This window comes from Streptomyces sp. NPDC014891 (assembly GCF_043081085.1).
GTDB lineage: Bacteria > Actinomycetota > Actinomycetes > Streptomycetales > Streptomycetaceae > Streptomyces.
In genome coordinates this window covers 68,013-89,084 of sequence record NZ_JBIBWF010000016.1, presented here as the reverse complement: position 1 = coordinate 89,084, position 21,072 = coordinate 68,013, and the positions used below count along the sequence as shown (strand labels likewise).

Below are 21,072 nucleotides of genomic sequence, written 5' to 3'. Positions count from 1 at the left end.
TGCTCCGCTCACGCGTCAGGTCCTTCCTCGTGCGGGGTTCCCGCCAGGCGTACGGGGTCCCCCAGGGCGCGGCTTCCGCGCATTACATACCATTCGTCCTAACTTCAGCACTTATGAGAGCTGGAAGTGCGGCGAAACGCCTGCTCGTAGGTCGTCCGTTGGACAGCGGCCGGCTCGGCGAGACCCTGCTGCCCAAGCGGGTCGCCCTGCCGATCTTCTGCAGCGACCCCCTCTCCTCGGTCGCGTACGCCACCGAGGAGATCCTGCTGATCCTCGCCCTCGGCGGCCTCGCCGTGCTCCATCTGGCCTGGTACGCGGCGGTCGGCATCGTGATCCTGCTCCTGGTCGTCGTGGCCTCCTACCGGCAGACCTGCTACGCCTATCCGGGCGGCGGCGGGGCCTACGTCGTCTCCGCCGAGAACCTCGGACAGACCGCCGCGCTCACCGCGGCCTCCGCGCTGCTGATCGACTACGTGATGACCGTCGCCGTCTCGGTGGTGTCGGGGGTCGCCGCGATCACCTCGGCCGTCCCCTCGCTCGACGGGCACGCCGTGCTCCTGTCGGTGGTCTTCGTGGCGGTGCTCGCCTGGATGAACCTGCGCGGGGTGCGGGAGTCGGGCCGCTGGTTCGCCGTCCCCACGTACGCCTTCATCGCGGTCGTCTATCTGATGTTCGCGGTGGCCGCGGTGCGGATGGCGACCGGTGCGACGATCCGCGCCGAGTCCGCCGACCTGCCCGTCGAGGCGGTGTCCACCTACTCGGGGATCGCGCTCGTGCTGCTCGCGCTGCGGGCCTTCGCCTCCGGCTGCACCGCGCTGACCGGCGTCGAGGCCGTCAGCAACGGCGTGCCCGCGTTCGCCAAGCCCAAGAGCCGCAACGCGGCGACGACCCTGGCGGTGATGGGCGGGCTGTCGGTGACCATGTTCTTCGGGATCACGGTGCTCGCCATGGTCTACGAGGTGCACGTCGCCGAGGACCCCACGGAACTCGGGCTCGCCCCCGGCACCCCGATGTCCACCGCGCTCGCGCAGATCGGCCGGGCCACCTTCGGCGACTGGCACATCCTCTTCTACGTGCTCCAGGCGGTGACCGCGGGCGTGCTGATCCTGGCGGCCAACACGGCCTTCAACGGCTTCCCGATGCTGGCCTCCGTCCTGGGCCGGGACCGGTACGCGCCCCGGCAGCTCTTCCACCGCGGCGACCGGCTCGTCTACTCGAACGGCATCGTGCTGCTCGCGCTCGCCGCGATCGTCCTCATCGTGGCCTTCGACGCCGAGCTGACCCGGCTGATCCAGCTGTACATCATCGGCGTCTTCGTCTCCTTCACCCTCTCCCAGGCGGGCATGGTCAAGCACTGGCGGCGGGAGCTTGCCACCCCAGCGGGGGCGGCCGACCGGCACAACATCCACCGGCGCCTGGCGATCAACGCCTTCGGCGCCTGTCTGACCGCGGTCGTGCTCGTCATCGTCCTCATCACCAAGTTCACCCACGGAGCCTGGCTCGTCGTCATCGCGATGCCGGTGCTGTTCGCCGGGATGAAGGGGGTGCGGCGGCACTACGACGCCGTCGCGGCCGAGGTGGCGGTCGGTCCCGGCGAGCGGCCCCGCGTCCTCGCCGGCAACCACGTCCTCGTCCTGGTGGCCTCGGTCAACGCGCCCAGCCTCCGGGCCCTGTCGTACGCGAAGACCCTGCGCGGCACCTCGCTCACGGCGGTGACCGTCGCCGAGGACCCGGCCGAGGTGGAAGTGCTCCGGGCGACCTGGGAGGCGCACGGCATCGACGTACCACTCCGGGTGCTGAGCTCCCCCTACCGCTCGATCGTCCAGCCGGTGCTGCGGCACGTCCGGGAGGCGCCGGAACGGACGGGCGACTCGGTGGTCTCGGTGGTCATCCCCGAGTACGTGGTGGGCCACTGGTGGGAGCAGCCGCTGCACAACCAGAGCGCGCTGCGCCTCAAGACCCGGTTGCTGTTCATGAAGAACGTCGTCGTGATCGACGTGCCGTACCGGCTCGCCTCGGCCCGTGAGCTGGCCGCGGAGCGCGCGCGGGCGGCGGAGGCCGCGAAGGCGGCCGAGGACCGGACCTGAGGGAGGGCCGGTCCTCCCGGCCGCACGGGGCGCGACCGGTCCTCCCGGCCGCACGGGGCGGCTAGGGCCACACCAGGCAGTAGGGCTGGTGACCCGCCTCGTGGAGGCGGACCGAGAAGTCCTGCCACTCGTGGAGCAGCTGGTAGACGTCGAAGGCGTCGCGGGGGCCGCCGCGGTCGGGGACCGTGGACCAGATGAAGGCGGCGGCGCCGACGGACTCCTCGCCGATCGCGCGCAGCGGGTCGACGACCGTCATCGGCAGCTTCACCACCGCGTAGTCCGGGTGCAGGACCACGAGCTCCAGCGGCGGCACCTTGTTCAGGGGCATGCCCTGGATGCCGGTCAGGACCATGGCCGCTATGGTCTCCGGCTTGATCTTGGTGAACATGCCGCCCATGCCGAGCTCGTCGCCGCCGAGCTCCTCCGGGCGCATCGAGATCGGTACGCGGGCCGCCGTGGCCCCGTCGGGCGCACCGAAGTACTTGTACGTCACCCCCAACCGGCCACTCCCGCTCGCGCTTCCGGTGACCGGGTCCCCCGGAGGGCCCGAGGTGCCCGGAACGCCCGGGCTGCCGGAGCCTCCCGAAGCGGGGTCCTCGCTCCGCCGGCGCCGGTGCCTCCCCCGGCGGGCAGACTCCGGACCCAGATCGTCCGTCCCCTCGCCCGGTCCGCCACCGCGATGCATATCTCCACCCGACTGCTTTTTCTCGGCAACACGACCCCGCCGCGCGACCCGATCATCGTGTCAGTGACCTCCCCCGCGTTCGTACGGTGAAACACCTGTCCGCAAGAACGCCGTGGCCTCTGACACCATGGATTCCGTGAGCCATCCCTATGACGCCCCAGTTTCGCAGACGCGGAGGGCGAACGCCCCGGCGTAATACTCGGGATGTTCACACCCCTCCTCCGTTCCCGATGTCGTGCCCTCAGTCGTTCTCGCAGGTCAGGATCACAGTGCCGTATTCATACGAAGCCCCAGTCTCACAGACGCTTTTCGACCGCGCTTCCCTCGTGACGCCCGGCGGCGTGAACTCACCGGTGCGCGCCTTCCGGGCCGTGGGCGGTACGCCCCGGTTCATGGTGTCCGGTTCCGGCCCGTACCTCACCGACGCGGACGGTCGCGAGTACGTCGACCTGGTGTGCTCGTGGGGGCCGATGATCCTCGGCCACGCGCACCCCGAGGTCACCGCCGCGGTGCAGCAGGCCGTCGCCCGCGGCACCTCCTTCGGCACGCCGGGCGAGGGCGAGGTCGCGCTCGCCGAGGAGATCGTGGCGCGCGTCGAGCCCGTCGAGCAGGTCCGGCTCGTCTCCTCGGGCACCGAGGCCACCATGTCCGCGATCCGGCTGGCCCGCGGCTTCACCGGGCGGGCCAAGGTCGTCAAGTTCGCCGGCTGCTACCACGGCCACGTGGACGCGCTGCTGGCCGCGGCCGGATCCGGTGTCGCGACCCTGGGCCTTCCCGACACGCCCGGTGTGACCGGCGCGCAGGCCGGGGACACGATCGTGCTGCCCTACAACGACCTGGAGGCCGTCCGGGCCGCGTTCGCCGCGCACCCGGGCGAGATCGCCTGTGTGATCACCGAGGCCTCGCCCGGCAACATGGGCGTGGTCCCGCCGGTCGCGGGCTTCAACCAGGGCCTGGCGGACCTGTGCCGGGAGAGCGGCGCGCTGTACATCTCCGACGAGGTGATGACCGGTTTCCGTACGTCGAAGGCCGGCTGGTACGGCGTCGACGGCGTCAAGGCGGACCTGCTGACCTTCGGCAAGGTCATGGGCGGCGGCTTCCCGGCCGCCGCGTTCGGCGGCCGCGCCGACGTCATGGGGCACCTCGCCCCGGCCGGCCCGGTCTACCAGGCGGGCACCCTCTCCGGTAACCCGATCGCGACGGCCGCCGGGCTCGCGCAGCTGCGGCTGCTCGACGACGCCGCGTACGCCACGGTGAACGCGGTGTCGGAGACGATCCGGGGCCTGGTCACCGAGGCGCTCGCCAAGGAGGGCGTGGCGCACCGGCTGCAGACCGCGTCCAACATGTTCTCGGTCTTCTTCACCGCCGACGAGGTGCGGAACTACGACGAGGCGAAGCGCCAGGAGGCCTTCCGCTTCAACGCCTTCTTCCACTCGATGCTGGCCGACGGCGTGTACCTGCCGCCGTCCGCCTTCGAGTCCTGGTTCGTGTCGGCCTCGCACGACGAGCGGGCGGTCGAGCGGATCGCCGCTGCCCTGCCGGCCGCCGCCCGCGCCGCCGCGGAGGCGACGGCATGAGCGACGCCACCGCTCGCGCGGAGAACGACCAGGACATCACCGTCGTCCATCTGATGCGGCACGGCGAGGTGCACAACCCCGACGGCGTCCTCTACGGCCGCCGGGCCGGGTACCACCTCTCCGAACTGGGCCGGCAGATGGCGGACCGGGTCGCGGAGAGCCTGGCCGGCCGGGACGTCACGTACGTGGTCGCGTCCCCGCTGGAGCGGGCGCAGGAGACGGCGACGCCGGTGGCCAAGGCGCACGGACTGGACCTGGCGACGGACGCGCGGCTCATCGAGGCGGCGAACGTCTTCGAGGGCAAGACGTTCGGCGTCGGCGACGGGGCGCTGCGCAAGCCGGGGAACTGGAAGCACCTCACCAACCCGTTCCAGCCGTCCTGGGGCGAGCCGTACATCGAGCAGGTCGTCCGGATGATGGGCGCGCTCGACGCGGCGAAGGACGCGGCCCGGGGGCACGAGGCCGTTCTGGTCAGCCACCAGCTGCCGATCTGGATCGTGCGCAGCTTCGTGGAGAAGCGGCGGCTCTGGCACGACCCGCGGCGGCGCCAGTGCACGCTCGCCTCGCTGACCTCGTTCACGTACCGCGGTGACACGATCGTCTCGGTCGGGTACAGCGAGCCCGCCCGCGACCTCGTTCCGGCGCACCTGCTGGCCGGCGCGAAGCCGGTGAAGGGGAAGTCGAAGGCTTTCGGGGCGTAGGTCCCGGAGGGTCCCCAGGTGCTTTTCCCCGTCGCGCCGATGACCGGAGCGTGAGCGTTCCGGTACGCGGAGGGTTGTTCGGCAGTCGTCTGTAGTCCTTCGGTGAAGGATTGCGGCCCCGCTGGACAGCGCGGGAGTGGGCGGTCCACAGTTCAGGGCGGTCGAGTGGTGTTCATGCCAATCGATCGCCCTGAAATTTTTGTGCGATTTCCCGGAACCTCCGTGTTCCTCCCGGCATCTCACTCATTGTCGGTTTGGATGACGTTTCGTTAATACGTCAGCGCGAATGGGGATGTCATGCGCGGGATCAGTGGAATCAGTCGAAGGGGGCTGCTCGGGGCGGGCGTCGGGGCCGCGGCGGCGATGGGTGTCGCGGCGTGCAGCAACGGCGGCCAGGACAAGCCGGGACGCTCCGGGCCCGGCAAGGGGGGCGACGTCTCGGCCGAACCGGGCACGGGCACCCCGACCAAGGACCCGGTCAAGCTCATCGGCGACGGCTCCACCGCCGACACCGGCAAGCAGCCGCACCAGCCCGACACCCCGGTCCCGCTCGAACCCGGCCAGACCCCGCCCCAGTTCGTGATCTTCTCCTGGGACGGCGCCGGCGAGGTCGGCAACGGCCTCTTCCCGCGCTTCCTGGAACTGGCCAGGAACCACGACGCGGCGATGACCTTCTTCCTCTCCGGGATCTACCTCCTCCCCGAGGCGAAGAAGAACCTCTACCGCCCGCCGAACAACCGCGTCGGCGCCTCGGACATCGGCTACCTCACCGACGACCACATCAAGGACACCCTGAAGTACGTCCGGCAGGCCTGGCTCGACGGCCACGAGATCGGCACCCACTTCAACGGGCACTTCTGCGGAGGCTCCGGCTCCGTCGGCAACTGGACCCCGGCCCAGTGGCAGAGCGAGATCGACCAGGCCGTGACGTTCGTCACCGAGTGGAAGACGAACAGCGGCTGGACCGAGCTCGACCCGCTGCCCTTCGACTACTCCAAGGAACTGGTCGGCGGCCGCACGCCCTGCCTCCTCGGCCAGGACAACCTGCTGCCCACCGCCAAGCGGCTCAACTGGCGCTACGACGCCAGCTCGCCCGGCGGCCGCCAGATGTGGCCCGAGAAGCGCCAGGGCGTCTGGGACCTCCCGCTGCAGGCCGTGCCCTTCCCCGGGCACTCCTTCGAAGTCCTGTCGATGGACTACAACATGCTCGCCAACCAGTCGAAGAACACGACCAAGGGCATGCCCTCGCGCTACCCGGGCTGGCGCAAGCAGGCCACCGAGGCGCTCCTCGGCGGCTTCACGCGCGCGTACGAGTCCAACCGCGCCCCCTTCTTCATCGGCAACCACTTCGAGCAGTGGAACGGCGGCATCTACATGGACGCCGTCGAGGCCGCCCTCAAGGGCATGGCCGGCAAGAAGGACGTCCGGCTCGTCTCCTTCCGCCAGTTCGTCGACTGGCTCGACGTCCAGGACCCCAAGATCCTCCAGAAGCTGCGCTCGCTCGAAGTGGGACAGAAGCCGGCCGGCGGCTGGAACGCCTTCCTCCGGCCCGCGGCGACGGCCTCGTCGACCCCGTCCGCATAGTCGTCCGCCGTGTCCGCTTAGACGATCTTGACAAGGGGCTTTACGGGCACGTAGGGGGGTGCCCAAGATCCCCCAAACGCCCATGCGAAACTTTTCACATGAGCCTTAGCCGTGCCCCTCGACGCACCCTGCTCGCCGTCGGAGTGCTGTCCGCCGCCCTCGCGCTCTCGGCCTGCAGCGGTGACAGCAACGGCAAGTCCGGCGGCGGTGGCAACACCAACTTCGTGACCAACACGGGTGGCATCTCCACCGCCGCCAAGGGCGAGCGCGCGGCCACCGGGGAACTCGCGGGCGAGACCCTCGACGGCAAGCAGCTCGACGTCGCCGACCTCAAGGGCAAGGTCGTCGTCCTCAACGTCTGGGGCTCCTGGTGCGCTCCGTGCCGCGCCGAGGCCCCGCACTTCGCCAAGGTCGCCAAGGACCTCAAGGGCCAGGGCGTCGAGTTCGTCGGGCTCAACACCCGCGACCCCAACAAGCAGCCCGCCCTCGCCTTCGAGGAGGACTACGGGGTCTCCTACCCCAGCCTCTACGACCCGCAGGGCAGGCTGATCCTGTTCGGCTTCCCCAAGGGCACGCTCTCCCCGCAGTCCATCCCCTCCACCGTCGTCCTCGACAAGGAGGGCAAGATCGCGGCCCGCTCGCTCATGGCGCTCAACGAGGAGAAGCTGCGGTCGATGATCGACCCCCTCCTCAAGGAGAAGTGAGCCGGTGAACGAGACCGTCACCAGCGGAGCCCTGCTCCTCGCGCTCCCCGTCGCCCTCCTCGCCGGCCTGGTCTCCTTCTTCTCGCCCTGCGTCCTCCCGCTCGTCCCCGGCTACCTGTCGTACGTGACCGGCGTCTCCGGCACCGACCTCGCCGAGAGCCGGCGGGGCCGGATGACCGCGGGCGCGGCGCTCTTCGTCCTCGGCTTCACCGCCGTGTTCGTCTCCGGCGGGGCGCTCTTCGGCTACTTCGGGTCGACCCTCCAGGAGTACCGCGAGACGCTCACCACGGTCCTCGGCGTGCTCATGATCCTCATGGGCGTGTTCTTCCTCGGCCTGATGCCCTGGTTCACCCAGCGCGAGTTCCGCTTCCACAAGAAGCCCGTCGCCGGGCTCGTCGGCGCGCCGCTGCTCGGCGCGCTCTTCGGCATCGGCTGGACCCCGTGCATCGGCCCGACGCTCGCCTCGGTCAACGCGCTCGCCCTGGAGCAGGCCAGCGCGGGCCGCGGCGCGCTGCTGGCCTTCGCGTACTGCCTCGGCCTCGGCGTGCCGTTCGTGCTCGCCGCCATCGCCTTCCGCAAGGCGCTCGGGGCGTTCGGGTGGGTCAAGAAGCACTACGTGTGGGTGATGCGGGTGGGCGGCGGCATGATGCTCCTCACCGGTGTCCTGCTCCTCACAGGCGCGTGGGACAGCATGGTCGCCACGATGCAGGGCTGGTCCAGCGGTTTCACGGTGGGGATCTGATCCATGAGTACGACCGACACGTCCGGTACGACGGACACCTCCGGAGCGGAGCAGCAGGAGGGCCTCGGCGAGGCCGGCGCCCAGCTGTCCACCGCCCCCGTCGAGGAGCGCGCCGAGACGGCCGTCACCGGCGGTCCCACCCTCGGCGTCATCGGCTGGATCCGCTGGTTCTGGCGTCAGCTGACCTCGATGCGGGTCGCGCTGATCCTGCTCTTCATGCTCTCCCTCGGCGCCGTCCCCGGCTCCCTCATCCCGCAGACCAGCGTGGACGAGATCAAGGCGCAGGCCTTCAAGGACGCCCACAAGACGCTGACGCCGCTGTACGAGAAGCTCCAGTTCTTCGACGTGTACAGCTCCGTGTGGTTCTCCGCGATCTACATTCTGCTGTTCGTCTCCCTCATCGGCTGCATCGTGCCCCGCAGCTGGCAGTTCGTCGGCCAGCTCCGCAGCCGCCCGCCGGGCGCCCCCAAGCGCCTCGACCGGCTCCCCGCGTACACCACCTGGCGCACCGCGGCCGAGCCCGAGGAGGTCCGCGGGGCCGCGCTCGCCCTGCTCAAGGGCCGCCGCTTCCGCGCCCACCCGGCGGGCGACGCGATCGCCGCCGAGAAGGGCTATCTGCGCGAGGCCGGGAACCTGGCCTTCCACGTCGCCCTGATCGTCATGCTCGTCGCCTTCGCCTGGGGCCAGCTCTTCAAGTCCGAGGGCGGCAAGCTGATCGTCGAGGGCGACGGCTTCTCGAACACCCTCACCCAGTACGACGACTTCAAGTCGGGCTCCCAGTTCGGCATCGGCGAGCTGGAACCCTTCAGCTTCAAGCTCGACGCCTTCGACGGCACGTACGAGAAGAACGGCCCCCAGCGCGGCACGCCCCGCACCTTCGAGGCCAAGGTCTCGTACTCGCAGGGCGGCCAGGACAAGAAGGCGGTCATCCGGGTCAACGAGCCGCTGAAGGTCGGCGACTCCAAGGTCTATCTGATCGCCCACGGCTACGCGCCCGTCGTGACCGTCCGGGACGGCCGCGGCAAGACCGTCTTCCACGGCGCCGTGCCGCTGCTGCCCATCGACAACAACATCACGTCCACCGGCGCCATCAAGGTCATGGACGGCTACCGCGACAAGAACGGCAAGAAGGACCAGCTGGGCTTCCAGGCCTTCTTCGTGCCGACGTTCGCCGGTGCCGGCCAGGGCTCGATGTTCTCGCAGTTCCCGGCCCTCGACTTCCCCGTCATGGCGCTCACCGGCTACCACGGCGACCTGCGGGTCGACTCCGGTCTGCCGCAGAACGTGTACCAGCTCGACAAGTCCAAGATGAAGCAGTTCACGGACGAGAAGGGCAACAAGCTCGCGAAGCGGCTGCTGCCCGGCGAAGCCATGAAGCTCCCCGACGGCGCCGGCTCGATCACCTTCGAGAAGGACGTCAAGGAGTGGGCGAGCTTCCAGATCTCGCAGCAGCCCGGCAACGGGCTCGCCCTCGCGGGAGCCATCGCCGCCATCGCCGGCCTGACCGGCTCGCTCTTCATCCAGCGGCGCCGGGTCTGGGTCCGCGCCGTGCGCGGTGCGGACGGCGTCACCGTCGTCGAGATGGCCGGCCTCGGCCGGAGCGAGTCCGCCAAGCTGCCCGAGGAACTGGGCGACCTCGCGGTCGCGCTCACGGCGGACGCGCCGCCGGCGCCCGACACCGATCCGGACGACGTACCGGAAACCGCGGAAGAACCCGCAGAAGACCCCGCCCCGTCTGGAGAGGCCGACAAGTGATCCTCGCCGCCACGACCAACGAGAGCCTGGCGCGGATGAGCGACCTGCTCATCTACTCCTCGATGGCCGTCTACACCCTGGCCTTCTTCGCCCACATCGCCGAGTGGGTGCTGGGCAGCCGCAGCAAGGTCGGCCGGACCGCCGCCGCGCTCACCCCCCGCACCGCGGGCGCCGCCTCCGCCGTGACCGTCCAGGTCAAGGCGGCCGGCGGGACGACCGTCCTGGAGAAGCCGAAGGTCGTCACCCGTTCCGCGGCCGGCACCCGCGACGTACCGGACGGCCCCGGCGCCGCCGGCGGCTCGGTCAAGGGCGACCTGTACGGCCGCATCGCCGTCTCCCTCACCGCCCTCGCCTTCCTGGTGGAGGCGTCGGGCGTGGTCACCCGGGCGCTCTCCGTGCAGCGGGCCCCCTGGGGCAACATGTACGAGTTCTCCACCACCTTCTCCACGGTGGCGGTCGGCGCGTACCTCGGCTTCCTGGTCGCCAGGAAGAACGTGCGCTGGATCGGCCTGCCGCTGGTCACCACGGTCCTGCTCGACCTGGGCATGGCGACCACCTGGCTCAAGACCCCCAGCGACCAGCTGGTCCCCGCGCTCGACTCGTACTGGCTGTGGATCCACGTCTCCACCGCGATCTTCTGCGGCGCGGTCTTCTACCTGGGCGCCGTCGCCACCCTGCTGTACCTCTTCCGCGACTCGTACGAGAACAAGCTGGCGACCGGCGGGAACCCGGGCGCCTTCGCCCGCTCCGTCATGGAGCGGCTGCCCTCGGCCGCCTCGCTCGACAAGTTCTCCTACCGGGTCAACGCGGCCGTCTTCCCGCTCTGGACCTTCACGATCATCGCGGGCGCGATCTGGGCCGGCGACGCGTGGGGCCGCTACTGGGGCTGGGACGCCAAGGAGGTCTGGTCCTTCATCACCTGGGTCGGTTACGCCGCGTACCTGCACGCGCGCGCGACGGCCGGCTGGAAGGGCCGGAAGGCCGCGTACATCGCGCTCATCGCCTTCGGCTGCTTCCTGTTCAACTACTACGGCGTGAACATCTTCGTGAACAGCAAGCACTCCTACGCGGGCGTGGAGTAGCGAGCGAGAGACCCCGGGGCCACCCTGGTGGCATGAGCGAGATACCCCGGGGCAGGTGCGAGAACCACGACGGGGACGCGCAGCTCCTGCGGTTCGCCGTGGAGCTGCCCCATCCGCCGTCCGAGGTCTGGGAGGCCGTCGCCACCCCCGAGGGCCTGGCGGGCTGGCTCTGCGCGGCGGACCCGCTGGAGCCCCGCCTCGACGGCCGGGTCACCCTCCGCTGGCTGAACGGCGACACCGTGGTGTCGGGGCGGGTGACCGCCTGGGACCCCGGGTACGTGGCCGAGTACACGGTCGATCCGACGCACGGACGCATCCGCTTCCACCTGGAACCGGGGGCGCCCGGGGGCGACGGGTCGACCGTGCTGCGTTTCACCAACGAACTGCGGGCCGACCGCGCGTACCGGCTGGACTGCCTCGCGGGCTGGCACGACCACTTCGAGCGGCTCGCCGCCGCCCTCGACGGCCACCCGTCGGACTGGGCGGCCTGGTCGCCCGAGCGGTGGCGGCACCTGCGCGACCTGTACGAGCGGGACGAGGCGCGCTGGCCGAAGTGGGTGCCGTAGGGCCTGGCCTGATCGACAAGACACCCCCTAGCCCCGCTTCGGCGGCAGGCAGGACGCCGTCGGCGGCCTGCCCTCCGGCCAGGCGATCTGGACGAAGCGCTGGCTGCCGTCGGGGGCCAGCTCCACGATCGGGACCGCCTTGTTGTACGGGTTGCCGTAGTTGTCCAGGCAGATCCAGCCGCTCGCGCCCTGCACCCGCAGCGAGCCCTTGACCTGCGGCCACTGGGTGACCACGTCCGCGAGCTCCGGGTACCGGGCGCTCTGCGGGGTCGCCTGGCGGATCGCGTGCACGGCCGTCGCCATCGCGTCGTACGCGACGATGGCCTGACCGTCCGCGAGCGCCACCGGATCCTTCGAGGCGCGGGCGATGTCCGTGACGAAGGTCGAGTACGCCACGACCGAGCCGCCGGTCGCCGGGACCCTGCGCCCCGCCGCCGGCCGCCAGGCGTCGGGGTGGGCGAGCGCCGCGTAGCGCACGGTCAGCCTCGCCTTCAGCGCGCTCCGGTCCAGCCGCTCGTCCGCGCCCAGGTAGGAGCCCTCGTCGCCGGTCAGGACCGTGAAGGCCCGGTCGAGGCAGCCGCGCGAGCCGAGCGCGTTGATGAACTGGCGCAGCTGGGTGTGGCGGCCCGCGAAGAAGACCGTCTCGGCGCGGGTGTCGCAGATCAGATGGGTGATCTGGCGGAAGGTGTTGGCGGTGGTGCCCTCGTCGGTGGGGTCGGGCGGCGAGGTGAAGAGCTGCGGCTCGTACGGGGCGCCCTTCAGGGAGGCGGCGAAGGCGGACTTGAGGGTGTCCGTGTAGTGGTCGCCGCTGCGGGTGTCCTGCACCAGGAGGGCCTTCGCCGCGTCGACCCGGCCGAAGTGCGCGAGGGCCTTGGCCTCGTCGTTGTTGGTGGGGGAGACGCGGGCGAGACCGGGGTAGCGGTTGTGCCCGGGGCCCGGGCCGTTGGCGATGTCGTCGGCGGTGATGGTGGTGCCGACGACGGCGATCCCGGCGCCGGTGAGCGCGGCCACCGACTCGCGCACCTCGGTGGAGGAGGTGGCGACGCCGGAGACGGCGCGCAGCCGGTCGGGGGCTCCGGTCATGGCGATCAGCCGGTCGACGGTGCCGCGCCAGTGGGCGTTGCCCTTGCCGGTGTTGGCCAGCACGAGCCGGATCTTCGGAGTCTCGCTGTTCGACTCGTGGTTGGCCCGGAACTGGTAGGCGTACGCGCCCTGGACCTCGTGCAGCACCTTGGTCCGCATGCCGCTGTCCGTGGAGGTCAGCGGCAGCAGGACGGCGACGGTGGCGTACTCGCCGGGCGTGAGCGCGGCGTTCTCGGCGCCGATGGCCCGGGCCACCTCGGCGAGTTCGGGCACGCCGAACGCGTGGCCGTCGCCGTTGACGCCGACGCACTCGTCGCTGCCCTCCGGCCGCGCCACGCCCGCGGCGCAGGAACGGTCCTCCGGAGTGGTGAGCCGGACGACGCCGTACCCGCCCAGGCCCAGGACCACGGCGGCGGTGACGACGGAGGCGACGAGCCTCTGGCGGGGGGTGCGGAGACGGCGGCGCAGCCGGTCGAGCGGTCGTCCGATGCGGGGGTCGGTCGGGCGGTCGGGCATGGCGTCAGACTCCGTCCTCGCGGCCCGGCGGCAGCGACGGCTCCCGCCAGGCACGGATGTCGCGCGGCCAGTGGGTGGCCGCGTCCCAGAGCGCGCCGCTGCCCGTCAGATGGCGGCCGGAGAGCCGGCGCAGTTCGTGCGCCAGGCGGTCGGCCACCTCGTCGTCGGGCAGCGCGAGCGGATCGGTCAGCAGCCATACGGCGTGCAGCAGGCGCCGTACGGACAGGTGGAGTTCGGTGGTGTCGTGGTCGAGGCCGGGGGGCAGGTCGGCGGACTCGCCGCCCGGCACGGCCGCCGGACGGCCACCGAGGGCGATCACCCGGCGCGGGTCGGGTCCGGTCCGGTCGCGCTCCCGGGGGTACGGCGCGGAGCCGATGAACCGCAGCCGCTCCAGCCAGCCGAGGACGTCCGGCTCGGGAAAGGTGGTCCGCAGCCGGGTGACGGCCTCCTCGGTGCGGCCGAGCGCCAGGTCGTGGTGGAGGCGGTACGGGCCGGGCTCGGGGCCGTAGTGCCGGCGCAGGGTCTCGTGGACGGCGTGCCAGGCGGCGTACCGGGGATGGTCCCCGTCCTCGAAGCGGAGCCGGTGCAGGAGCAGGGCGCGCAGCAGCGGGTCCGCCACGAAGTGGCCGGAGCCCGGCTCGGCGGCCGTCCAGTCCTCGGCGCGCAGCCGGTCGCGGACGCGCAGCGCCACGTCGCCGTCGAGGGACTCGCCCTGGAGCCGGGCGTGGGCGAGCATCCGGGCGGACTCCTCGTCGTGGGCGGCGGCGAGCACCGCGTACGGGCCGGGCCGCCGCACCGGGAGGAGCTCGGCGAGCAGGGTGGCGGCGACGGGCACCGGCGGGGCGTCCTCGCGCAGTTCCACCGTCAGGTCGAGCAGCGCGCCCGGGGTGAGGGCGGCCCGCAGGTGGGCCGGGGCCTCTCCGGCGGCCCGGCCGAGCAGGGCGACGCCGAGCGGGCGGCCGCCGGTCAACCGGTGCACGGCGCGCGAGAGTTCGGCCGGGGTCCGGCCGGCCGGGTCGTGGTGGTCGAAGGCGGACCGGGTCTGCGAGGGGGACAGCGGCGTCAGCTCCACGGCGAGGATGCCGGAGCCGACGCGGGCGTCGCGCGGGCTGGGCGCCCGGTGCGCGGTCTCCGGCAGCCGGGTCCTGGTGGCGTTCCGCAGCCCCTCGTGGTCGCGGACCCGGGAGGCGGCGAGGACGACGACCCGGTCGCGGCGGCCCTCGGCGCGGGCTCGCAGAATCGGTTCGACGAGCTGCCGGCCGAGCGGTTCGTGGGCGTTGTCGAGGAGGATCAGCGGACGGCCGATCCGGCCGCCGCGCCGGAGCCCCACATAGGGGTGGAGGAGGTCCTCGGTCAGCGCGCCGACGAGGAAGCCCTCGGCCTCGGCGCGGCGGCGGCCGCCCTGCTCGAAGTCGATCGCGAGCTGCTGGAGCCCGGCCTTGCCGCGTCCGCCGGCGTTCCGGTAGGCGCCGTACCAGCTCTCCGAGGTGCGCTGGAGGCGGCCGAACACCTCCTCCAGGACGGTCTCCACGGTCGCCTCGGCCAGCAGCCCGGCGAGCGGCGCGGCGGCCTCGGCGAAGGTGGCGGCCAGCTTGGCGAGGACCTTGCCGACCCAGTGGGTGGCGGCGCCCCGCGTCGGGTCGACGGTCGCGAGCAGCGGCCCGAGCCGCTGGAGGTCGCGCCGGGCCCGCTCGTCGTCCTCCTGCGACCAGCCGATCGAGGCGACGGCGACCAGCCCGAGCGACACCCGGGGGAACCGCACCGGCCGCGCGCCGAGCACCTTCGGCGACATCTGCACGGCGAGCTCGGCGAGGGCCCCAGTGAGCGGGGTCCAGCCGGGGCCGTGGTCGGCGGGCGGCTCGACGTGCGCGCAGTCGAGGAGCGCCAGCGGCGTGTACCCCTTGTAGCGGTTGCGGACCTCCTTGAGCAGGGCGGTCTTGCCCGTACCGCGTCCGCCGGTGAAGACGGTGACCGGCGGATCGTCACCGTGCTCGAACGGCACCCGGGAGGTGCCGTCCCTCGTGAGGCCGCTGAGGCGCGCGACCAGCCCGGCGTCGTGCAAGGCCGCCTCGCGGCCGTACAGCTCCCTGTCCACGACCTGCTCCCCCGTTGCCCGCGTTCCCCCGGACTACCCCCGTCACAGTCAACTCAAGGATATCGACGCTCTGTTGGGAAGACGTTCGGCTTTTCGACTCTGTTCTGGAGGTGTTGCCTCTCCGTGTCCGGACGGGGACATGCCGCTGCTTCCGGGGCCGGGGGCCGGGTCTCAGTCGTCGCCGATGTCCTCGTGCCAGAGGGCGGGCCGCTCGGCGATGAACTTCCGCATCATCGCGGCGCACGCCGGGTCGTCGAGGACGAGCACCTCGACGCCGTGGTCCGCCAGCCAGTCGTGCCCGCCGTGGAAGGTCTCGGCCTCCCCGACCACCACCCGCGAGATGCCGAACTGCCGTACCAGGCCGGAGCAGTACCAGCAGGGGGAGAGGGTCGTCACCATCGTCGTCCCCCGGTACGAGCGCTGCCGGCCGGCGGCGCGGAAGGCGTCGGTCTCGGCGTGCACGGACGGGTCCCCGTCCTGCACGCGCCGGTTGTGCCCGCGCCCGAGCAGCGTCCCGTCGGCCCCGTAGAGCGCGGCGCCGATCGGGATCCCGCCCTCGGCGAGCCCGGCGCGGGCCTCGGTGACGGCGACCGCGAGCCACTCCCGGGCCAGGTCCTTGCTGAGACGCTCGTCCATGGGGGATGCCTTCCCCGGCGGGGGCGCGGCCTCACCTCCGGCCGCCCGCGACACCGGGTCCGGGCCGCTCCTCGTCGCCGGGCGGCACGTGGCGGAGCCTGCCGTTCCCGTCCGGCACCCGGGTGAAGCCGGCCGCTTCGAGGAGGGCCGCGCTCTTCCGTGCCGTCCGTCGGCCCCACACGTGGAAGGGCAGCAGGAGGACGACGGCCCCCGCCCAGGCGACAGCGGCGATGGTGAGGACGGAGTGCCAGCCGTCACCGAAATCGCCCCCGAAGTCGAGGGCGACGAGGACGAGGGGCACGCTGATGAGCCAGAGGACCTCCTTGCGGTACCGCCGCTCCAGGTCGGACAGCATCCTGGCCCTGAGGAGCGCGTACGTGTCGAGGTCGGTCGCAGGCAGGGGTCCTCCCTCGGCGGCCCGCGGGTATCTGCTCCAGTTCTCCGCGGCGAGTTCCCGCGCCCGCGGACGGAGGTCCGGCACGAGGTACAGGGTGAAGCTGGTTCCTCCCTGTCGTAGGTCCGCGTACGCGTAGCCGAACTGCTCGGCCAGCAGGGTCAACCGGGCGAGTCTCCTGAAGGAGGCCGAGCCCGCGCCGAGCGCGACCGGCCCCCCGCCCGCCAGCAGCCGCAGCATCTTCCGTTCGAGCTTCCTGCTCACCGTTCCCCCTCGCGATCGGATCTCCTGATCGCTCTCACACAAGAACACACGTGCGAGGTTCCGTTGGGGGCGATGTACCGGGCGCTTCGCCGGCGGTCGGCCCCCGGCGCCGGCCTCCGCCGATCGGCTGACGGTCGCGGTCCCACCGGCCCGGCGTCGAGGGGCGGGACGGCTCGTGGCCTTGGCTTACGGGGTGCTCCGCCCGTCCGCGGGGCGTTCCGCCGCACTACCGAGAGGTGTCCTCCATGCGTTCCCTGCTGACCGCCCTCGCCACCGGTGTCCTCGTCCTCGGCGCCGCCGGCGTCGCGAGCGCCGACGTCACCGTCGAACTGGAGCCGGAGGCCTCGCACACCGTCGTCTTCGGGGACTGGCTCCAGTTCGCGCACGATGACGTGTTCAACGCGGGCCACGACAACACCGTCGGCTCCGACAACTGAGCCTCCTCCCGGACCGCCGCGCCCGCGGCGGTCCGGGAGCCTCAGGGCTTCTCGGGGGCTTCGCCGCCGTCCTGCTCGCGCTTCCTCAGCTCCTCCTCGCGGCGGCGGAGGTCCGCCTCCCAGTCCTTGAGCGCGGTCTCGTCGTCGGGGCCGTCGGCCGGGGTGTCGGTCCGCTTCTCGTCCCTGAGGGACTTGAGGAACTCGGGGTTGTCGTCGGGGGCCACCCAGCCGCCCGCGCCGCCCCGGGTCCGCGGCCGCCGCTCCTTGCCCGCGACGATCCAGCCGATCGCGCCGACCACGGAGAACAGCAGCACGACGATGGCCCAGACCGGCTTCGGGAGGTGCTTGACCTCCTCTTCCGGGGTGTTCAGGCAGTCGATGAAGGCGTAGATCATCAGCGCCAGAGGCAGGATGAACAACAGCGCCCTGAGCATGTGGGACAGCCCCCTGGAAGCAGTGATGGGGCTCGTTTCGACCGCCCCGGTGACACGTCCAGCGTAGCCCGTGGCGGATACTGGCCCCTATGGCTTACGACGATCTCCGCTCGCTGCTCAGGGCCCTCGAGCGCGAAGGCGACCTCAAGCGCATCAAGGCCGAAGTCGACCCGTACCTGGAGGTCGGGGAGATCGTCGACCGGGTGAACAAGGCAGGGGGTCCGGCGCTTCTCTTCGAGAACGTCAAGGGCTCCTCGATGCCGCTCGCGATGAACGTCTTCGGTACCGACCGCCGGCTGCTCAAGGCCCTCGGCCTGAAGTCGTACGCCGAGATCAGCGAGAAGATCGGCGGGCTGCTCAAGCCCGAGCTCCCGCAGGGTTTCATCGGTGTCCGCGAGGCCTTCGGCAAGCTCGGCGCCATGGTCCACGTGCCGCCGAAGAAGGTGAAGTCGGACGACGCCCCCGTGCAGGAGGTCGTCCTGACCGGCGACGACGTCGACCTCGACCTCCTCCCCGCGCTCTTCACCTGGCCCAAGGACGGCGGCTCCTTCTTCAATCTGGGGCTCACCCACACCAAGCACCCCGAGACCGGGGTGCGGAACCTCGGGCTCTACCGGCTCCAGCGCCACGACAAGCGCACCATCGGCATGCACTGGCAGATCCACAAGGACAGCCGGAACCACTACGCCGTCGCCGCGGCGAAGGGCGAGCGGCTGCCCGTCGCGATCGCCTTCGGCTGCCCGCCGGCCGTGACGTACGCCTCCACCGCCCCGCTTCCGGGCGACATCGACGAGTACCTCTTCGCCGGCTTCGTGCAGGGCAAGCGGATCGAGATGGTCGACTGCAAGACCGTGCCGCTCCAGGTCCCGGCGAACGCCGAGGTCGTCGTCGAGGGCTGGCTGGAGCCGGGCGAGATGCTGCCCGAGGGTCCGTTCGGCGACCACACCGGCTTCTACACGCCGCAGGAGCCGTTCCCCGCGCTGACGATCGACTGCATCACCATGCGGAAGCGTCCGCTGCTCCAGTCGATCGTCGTCGGCCGGCCGCCCACCGAGGACGGCCCGCTCGGCCGCGCCACGGAGCGCTTCTTCCTGCCGCTCCTCAAGATCATCGTGCCGGACATCGTCGACTACCACCTGCCGGAGTCGGGCGGCTTCCACAACTGCGCGATCGTCTCGATCGACAAGAAGTACCCGAAGCACGCGCAGAAGGTCATGCACGCCATCTGGGGCGCGCACATGATGTCGCTGACCAAGCTGATCATCGTGGTCGACAAGGACTGCGACGTCCACGACCTGCACGAGGTGTCCTGGCGGGCCCTCGGCAACACCGACTACTCCCGCGACCTCACGGTCGTCGAGGGGCCGGTCGACCACCTCGACCACGCCTCCTACCAGCAGTTCTGGGGCGGCAAGGCCGGCATCGACGCCACGAAGAAGCTGCCCGAGGAGGGCTACACCCGGGACGGCGGCTGGCCGGACATGGTCGAGTCGGACCCGGCGACGGCCGCGCTCGTGGACCGCCGCTGGAAGGAGTACGGGCTGTGACCGAGGCGGTGGCGCTCCGCATAGGGGACGACCAGGCCTGGGTCGAGCTGGCCCCCGAGGAGGACGCCCCCGGCCAGTGGCGGGTGACGGCCGACTGGGTGGGCGCCTTCACCGCCGACTTCGAGTGCGACCTGGGGGCCGAGGAGGCCGCGGCCTTCGCCGACGCGTTCCTGGCCGGGGTCGACGGCGGCGGCTCGTTCCGCCTGGAGGCCAAGGAGAGCAGGGACAACCCCCTCATGCTCCAGTCGGTCCGGGCGGGCGACGACCTCGCCTTCGTGGTCCGGCTCACCCCCAACGGGCACGACACCACCGTGCACCTCGACCTGGAGATCGACCCGATGGACCGGGCCGAGCTGCGCGGTCGCCTCGACGACTTCCGGAGGTCCCTCGTATGACATCGGCCGCCGAAGGCGTCCTCGGACAGGGTCCCGCGCCCGACTCCGACGGGAAGGTGAAGTCCTTCCTGCGCCTCGTGATGATCGAGCACTCGGTCTTCGCGCTGCCCTTCGCGTACACCGCCTCGCTCACCGCGATGTACCAGCTGGACCGGAACATCCACTGGTGGACGCTGTTCCTGGTCACCGTCTGCATGGTGGGCCTGCGGACCTTCGCCATGGCCTGCAACCGGATCATCGACCGCGAGATCGACGCGCGCAATCCGCGGACCGCCCAGCGCGAGCTGGTGACCGGGGCCGTCTCCGTGCGGTCGGCGTGGACCGGCGCCGGGATCGCCGTCGTCGTCTTCCTCGGCGCCGCCGCCCTGCTCAACCCGCTCTGTCTGGCCCTCGCGCCGCTCGCCGTCATCCCGATGGTCGTCTATCCGTACGGCAAGCGGTTCACCAACTTCCCGCACGCCATCCTGGGCCTCGCCCAGGCCATCGGGCCCATCGGCGCCTGGCTCGCGGTGACCGGCACCTGGTCCTGGGACGCGGTCGTCCTGGGCCTCGCGGTCGGCGTCTGGATCGGCGGCTTCGACCTGATCTTCGCCTGCCAGGACGTCCAGGCGGACCGGGCGCACGGCGTCCTGTCCGTACCGGCGCGCTTCGGCATCCCGGCCGCGCTGTGGGGCGCCCGCGCCTCCGCGGTCGTCACCACGGGCCTGCTCGTCTGGTACGCCCTCCTCACCAACGCCGGCGCCTTCTTCTGGGCCGGTCTCGTGATCGTCGCGGTCGCCTTCTGCTACGAGCACTCGATCGTGAAGCCGCACGACCTGTCCCGTCTGAACAGGGCGTTCTTCACGGTGAACGGGTTCATCGGCATGGCGCTGTTCGTGTGCGCCCTCCTCGACCTGCTGGTCCGCGGCCTCACCCCGTAGGCGTCGCCCCGGGGGCGAAGCGGTCGAGGAGCGCGTCGAGCCCGGCGGCCATGGCCTCGGCGCCGCCCCGCCGGGCGAGCGCCGGGGCGGCGGCGCGCAGGCGGGGGAACTCGTGCGCCGGCAGCCGGTGCAGTCCGAGGCGGAACGCGGGGTCGGGCTCGTCGGGATTGTCGACCATGGCCCGCAGGTCCCCGAGACAGCAGCCGAGGATCCAGCCGCTGACGGCCCGGAAGGCCTCGGCCAGGGCCTCCTCGTCGAGCCCCGCCCGGCCCAGGAGCACCAGGATGCGCTCGTGGTCCCTGAGGACGGCGGGCGGGCGGCGGGCGAGCGGGACCGCCAGCATGCGGGTGGCCAGGAGCGGGGCCACCTGGGGGTGGCCGAGGACGACCCGGTGGGTGGCCGCGGCGATCCGGTGGAGCTCCTCCCGCCACCCTGGGGCCTCGGCGAAGCGGGCCAGTTCCTCCTCTAGCTCCGCGTAGACGGCCTCGACCAGGCCGTCGAGCAGCGCGTCCTTCCCGGCGGCGTACCGGTACAGCGCCATGGCCTCGACGCCGAGCTCCGCGCCGGTCCGGCGCATGCTCAGGGCGGAGAGCCCCTCGCGGTCGACCAGCCCCAGCGCGGCGGTGAGCACCAGCTCGCGGTTCAGCCGGCCGTAGCGGCCGTGGTCGCCCGCGCGCCTGCCCGGCTCCCGGTGCCCCGCGGCGGGGCCCTTCTCGATCGCCATCTGCCCGCCTTCACCGTGCGGTCCGTCGTGCGCGGCCCCGGAGGGGAGCCGCCCTCACGCTACGCCTTGACCGGAAGACATCTACGGATAAAGTGTACATATACGTCGTAAACGTATGGTGCATCGTCAGGGTGTACCCCTCGC

Annotated in this window: 19 protein-coding genes and 1 pseudogene; 13 read left to right on the top strand and 7 right to left on the bottom strand. The window is 71.7% G+C overall.

Translation table 11 applies throughout. The annotated features are described in order from the left end of the window. Nucleotides 1–113 precede the first annotated feature (113 nt). The gene (locus tag ACF09E_RS33940; RefSeq protein WP_392209910.1) at nucleotides 114–2,087 is read left to right on the top strand and encodes an APC family permease; all 1,974 of its coding nucleotides are present in this window, start codon (nucleotides 114–116) and stop codon (nucleotides 2,085–2,087) included. Between the two features lie 61 nt (nucleotides 2,088–2,148). Here ACF09E_RS33940 and ACF09E_RS33935 read toward each other — a convergent pair. Then, a pseudogene (locus ACF09E_RS33935) lies at nucleotides 2,149–2,592 on the bottom strand (hypothetical protein); the annotation flags it as partial. A gap of 410 nt (nucleotides 2,593–3,002) precedes the next feature. Here ACF09E_RS33935 and hemL point away from each other — a divergent pair. From hemL to ACF09E_RS33895, 8 genes are all read left to right on the top strand, one after another. Next, nucleotides 3,003–4,349, top strand: coding sequence for a glutamate-1-semialdehyde 2,1-aminomutase (gene hemL, locus ACF09E_RS33930; protein WP_392209908.1), 1,347 nt, complete (start codon nucleotides 3,003–3,005; stop codon nucleotides 4,347–4,349). Continuing rightward, nucleotides 4,346–5,050 (top strand): histidine phosphatase family protein, encoded by a 705-nt coding sequence (locus ACF09E_RS33925; protein WP_392209906.1) that lies wholly within the window; start codon nucleotides 4,346–4,348, stop codon nucleotides 5,048–5,050. Before hemL ends, ACF09E_RS33925 begins: the two co-directional genes overlap by 4 nt. A 306-nt stretch (nucleotides 5,051–5,356) precedes the next feature. Then, nucleotides 5,357–6,634: a hypothetical protein gene (locus tag ACF09E_RS33920; protein WP_392209970.1), complete on the top strand. Its 1,278-nt coding sequence runs from the start codon at nucleotides 5,357–5,359 to the stop codon at nucleotides 6,632–6,634. Nucleotides 6,635–6,732: 98 nt separating this feature from the next. Next, entirely contained in the window at nucleotides 6,733–7,338 is a 606-nt protein-coding gene (locus tag ACF09E_RS33915; protein WP_361852143.1) for a TlpA disulfide reductase family protein, read from the top strand. Between the two features lie 4 nt (nucleotides 7,339–7,342). Next, nucleotides 7,343–8,080, top strand: coding sequence for a cytochrome c biogenesis CcdA family protein (locus ACF09E_RS33910; protein WP_392209904.1), 738 nt, complete (start codon nucleotides 7,343–7,345; stop codon nucleotides 8,078–8,080). Nucleotides 8,081–8,083: 3 nt separating this feature from the next. After that, nucleotides 8,084–9,835 carry a cytochrome c biogenesis protein ResB gene (locus ACF09E_RS33905; protein WP_392209902.1) on the top strand — a complete coding sequence of 584 codons (1,752 nt, stop codon included), beginning with the start codon at nucleotides 8,084–8,086 and terminating at the stop codon, nucleotides 9,833–9,835. Beyond that, on the top strand, nucleotides 9,832–10,917 hold the full coding sequence (ccsB, locus tag ACF09E_RS33900; protein WP_392209900.1) for a c-type cytochrome biogenesis protein CcsB: 1,086 nt from the start codon (nucleotides 9,832–9,834) through the stop codon (nucleotides 10,915–10,917). The genes ACF09E_RS33905 and ccsB overlap by 4 nt, the downstream gene beginning before the upstream one ends. 32 nt (nucleotides 10,918–10,949) lie before the next feature. Next, entirely contained in the window at nucleotides 10,950–11,483 is a 534-nt protein-coding gene (locus ACF09E_RS33895) for an SRPBCC domain-containing protein (RefSeq protein WP_392209898.1), read from the top strand. Nucleotides 11,484–11,510: 27 nt separating this feature from the next. On the opposite strand, the gene ACF09E_RS33890 is transcribed toward ACF09E_RS33895, so the two are convergent. The 4 genes from ACF09E_RS33890 to ACF09E_RS33875 all read right to left on the bottom strand — a co-directional run bounded on the left by ACF09E_RS33890 (nucleotide 11,511) and on the right by ACF09E_RS33875 (nucleotide 16,471). Then, complete coding sequence (locus tag ACF09E_RS33890) at nucleotides 11,511–13,082, bottom strand: hypothetical protein (RefSeq protein WP_392209896.1); 1,572 nt, start codon at nucleotides 13,080–13,082, stop codon at nucleotides 11,511–11,513. A gap of 4 nt (nucleotides 13,083–13,086) precedes the next feature. After that, complete coding sequence (locus tag ACF09E_RS33885; RefSeq protein WP_392209894.1) at nucleotides 13,087–15,177, bottom strand: hypothetical protein; 2,091 nt, start codon at nucleotides 15,175–15,177, stop codon at nucleotides 13,087–13,089. A gap of 171 nt (nucleotides 15,178–15,348) precedes the next feature. After that, nucleotides 15,349–15,813: a nucleoside deaminase gene (locus ACF09E_RS33880; RefSeq protein ID WP_392209892.1), complete on the bottom strand. Its 465-nt coding sequence runs from the start codon at nucleotides 15,811–15,813 to the stop codon at nucleotides 15,349–15,351. A gap of 31 nt (nucleotides 15,814–15,844) precedes the next feature. Further along, nucleotides 15,845–16,471 carry a hypothetical protein gene (locus tag ACF09E_RS33875; protein ID WP_392209890.1) on the bottom strand — a complete coding sequence of 209 codons (627 nt, stop codon included), beginning with the start codon at nucleotides 16,469–16,471 and terminating at the stop codon, nucleotides 15,845–15,847. Between the two features lie 245 nt (nucleotides 16,472–16,716). Here ACF09E_RS33875 and ACF09E_RS33870 point away from each other — a divergent pair, with 245 nt between their 5' ends. Next, a complete protein-coding gene (locus tag ACF09E_RS33870; RefSeq protein ID WP_329279876.1) occupies nucleotides 16,717–16,908 on the top strand; it encodes a hypothetical protein in 192 nt (63 codons plus the stop codon). A gap of 41 nt (nucleotides 16,909–16,949) precedes the next feature. On the opposite strand, the gene ACF09E_RS33865 is transcribed toward ACF09E_RS33870, so the two are convergent. Then, nucleotides 16,950–17,342: a PLD nuclease N-terminal domain-containing protein gene (locus tag ACF09E_RS33865; protein ID WP_392209888.1), complete on the bottom strand. Its 393-nt coding sequence runs from the start codon at nucleotides 17,340–17,342 to the stop codon at nucleotides 16,950–16,952. A gap of 89 nt (nucleotides 17,343–17,431) precedes the next feature. On the opposite strand from ACF09E_RS33865, the gene ACF09E_RS33860 reads away from it, so the two are divergent. Genes ACF09E_RS33860 through mqnP form a run of 3 tightly spaced genes read left to right on the top strand, consistent with a single transcriptional unit; the run spans nucleotide 17,432 to nucleotide 20,204 of the window. Then, a complete protein-coding gene (locus ACF09E_RS33860) occupies nucleotides 17,432–18,889 on the top strand; it encodes a menaquinone biosynthesis decarboxylase (protein ID WP_148005684.1) in 1,458 nt (485 codons plus the stop codon). After that, entirely contained in the window at nucleotides 18,886–19,284 is a 399-nt protein-coding gene (locus ACF09E_RS33855; protein WP_392209886.1) for a hypothetical protein, read from the top strand. Before ACF09E_RS33860 ends, ACF09E_RS33855 begins: the two co-directional genes overlap by 4 nt. Further along, nucleotides 19,281–20,204 carry a menaquinone biosynthesis prenyltransferase MqnP gene (gene mqnP, locus ACF09E_RS33850; RefSeq protein ID WP_392209884.1) on the top strand — a complete coding sequence of 308 codons (924 nt, stop codon included), beginning with the start codon at nucleotides 19,281–19,283 and terminating at the stop codon, nucleotides 20,202–20,204. The genes ACF09E_RS33855 and mqnP overlap by 4 nt, the downstream gene beginning before the upstream one ends. Here the strand turns inward: mqnP and ACF09E_RS33845 are convergent. After that, nucleotides 20,194–20,928: a TetR/AcrR family transcriptional regulator gene (locus tag ACF09E_RS33845; RefSeq protein ID WP_392209882.1), complete on the bottom strand. Its 735-nt coding sequence runs from the start codon at nucleotides 20,926–20,928 to the stop codon at nucleotides 20,194–20,196. The two genes, mqnP and ACF09E_RS33845, sit on opposite strands and share 11 nt — an antisense overlap. Nucleotides 20,929–21,072 lie beyond the last annotated feature (144 nt).

What these genes read in the sequence shown, in the direction of transcription:
- ACF09E_RS33845 (WP_392209882.1), bottom strand. Translation starts at nt 20,928, where the DNA reads ATGGCGATCGAGAAGGGCCCCGCCGCGGGGCACCGGGAGCCGGGCAGG.
- ACF09E_RS33865 (WP_392209888.1), bottom strand. Translation starts at nt 17,342, where the DNA reads ATGCTCAGGGCGCTGTTGTTCATCCTGCCTCTGGCGCTGATGATCTAC.
- ACF09E_RS33940 (WP_392209910.1), top strand. Translation starts at nt 114, where the DNA reads ATGAGAGCTGGAAGTGCGGCGAAACGCCTGCTCGTAGGTCGTCCGTTG.
- ACF09E_RS33915 (WP_361852143.1), top strand. Translation starts at nt 6,733, where the DNA reads ATGAGCCTTAGCCGTGCCCCTCGACGCACCCTGCTCGCCGTCGGAGTG.
- ACF09E_RS33870 (WP_329279876.1), top strand. Translation starts at nt 16,717, where the DNA reads ATGCGTTCCCTGCTGACCGCCCTCGCCACCGGTGTCCTCGTCCTCGGC.
- mqnP (WP_392209884.1), top strand. Translation starts at nt 19,281, where the DNA reads ATGACATCGGCCGCCGAAGGCGTCCTCGGACAGGGTCCCGCGCCCGAC.
- ACF09E_RS33895 (WP_392209898.1), top strand. Translation starts at nt 10,950, where the DNA reads ATGAGCGAGATACCCCGGGGCAGGTGCGAGAACCACGACGGGGACGCG.
- ACF09E_RS33860 (WP_148005684.1), top strand. Translation starts at nt 17,432, where the DNA reads ATGGCTTACGACGATCTCCGCTCGCTGCTCAGGGCCCTCGAGCGCGAA.
- ACF09E_RS33890 (WP_392209896.1), bottom strand. Translation starts at nt 13,082, where the DNA reads ATGCCCGACCGCCCGACCGACCCCCGCATCGGACGACCGCTCGACCGG.
- ACF09E_RS33925 (WP_392209906.1), top strand. Translation starts at nt 4,346, where the DNA reads ATGAGCGACGCCACCGCTCGCGCGGAGAACGACCAGGACATCACCGTC.
- ACF09E_RS33880 (WP_392209892.1), bottom strand. Translation starts at nt 15,813, where the DNA reads ATGGACGAGCGTCTCAGCAAGGACCTGGCCCGGGAGTGGCTCGCGGTC.
- hemL (WP_392209908.1), top strand. Translation starts at nt 3,003, where the DNA reads ATGTCGTGCCCTCAGTCGTTCTCGCAGGTCAGGATCACAGTGCCGTAT.
- ACF09E_RS33905 (WP_392209902.1), top strand. Translation starts at nt 8,084, where the DNA reads ATGAGTACGACCGACACGTCCGGTACGACGGACACCTCCGGAGCGGAG.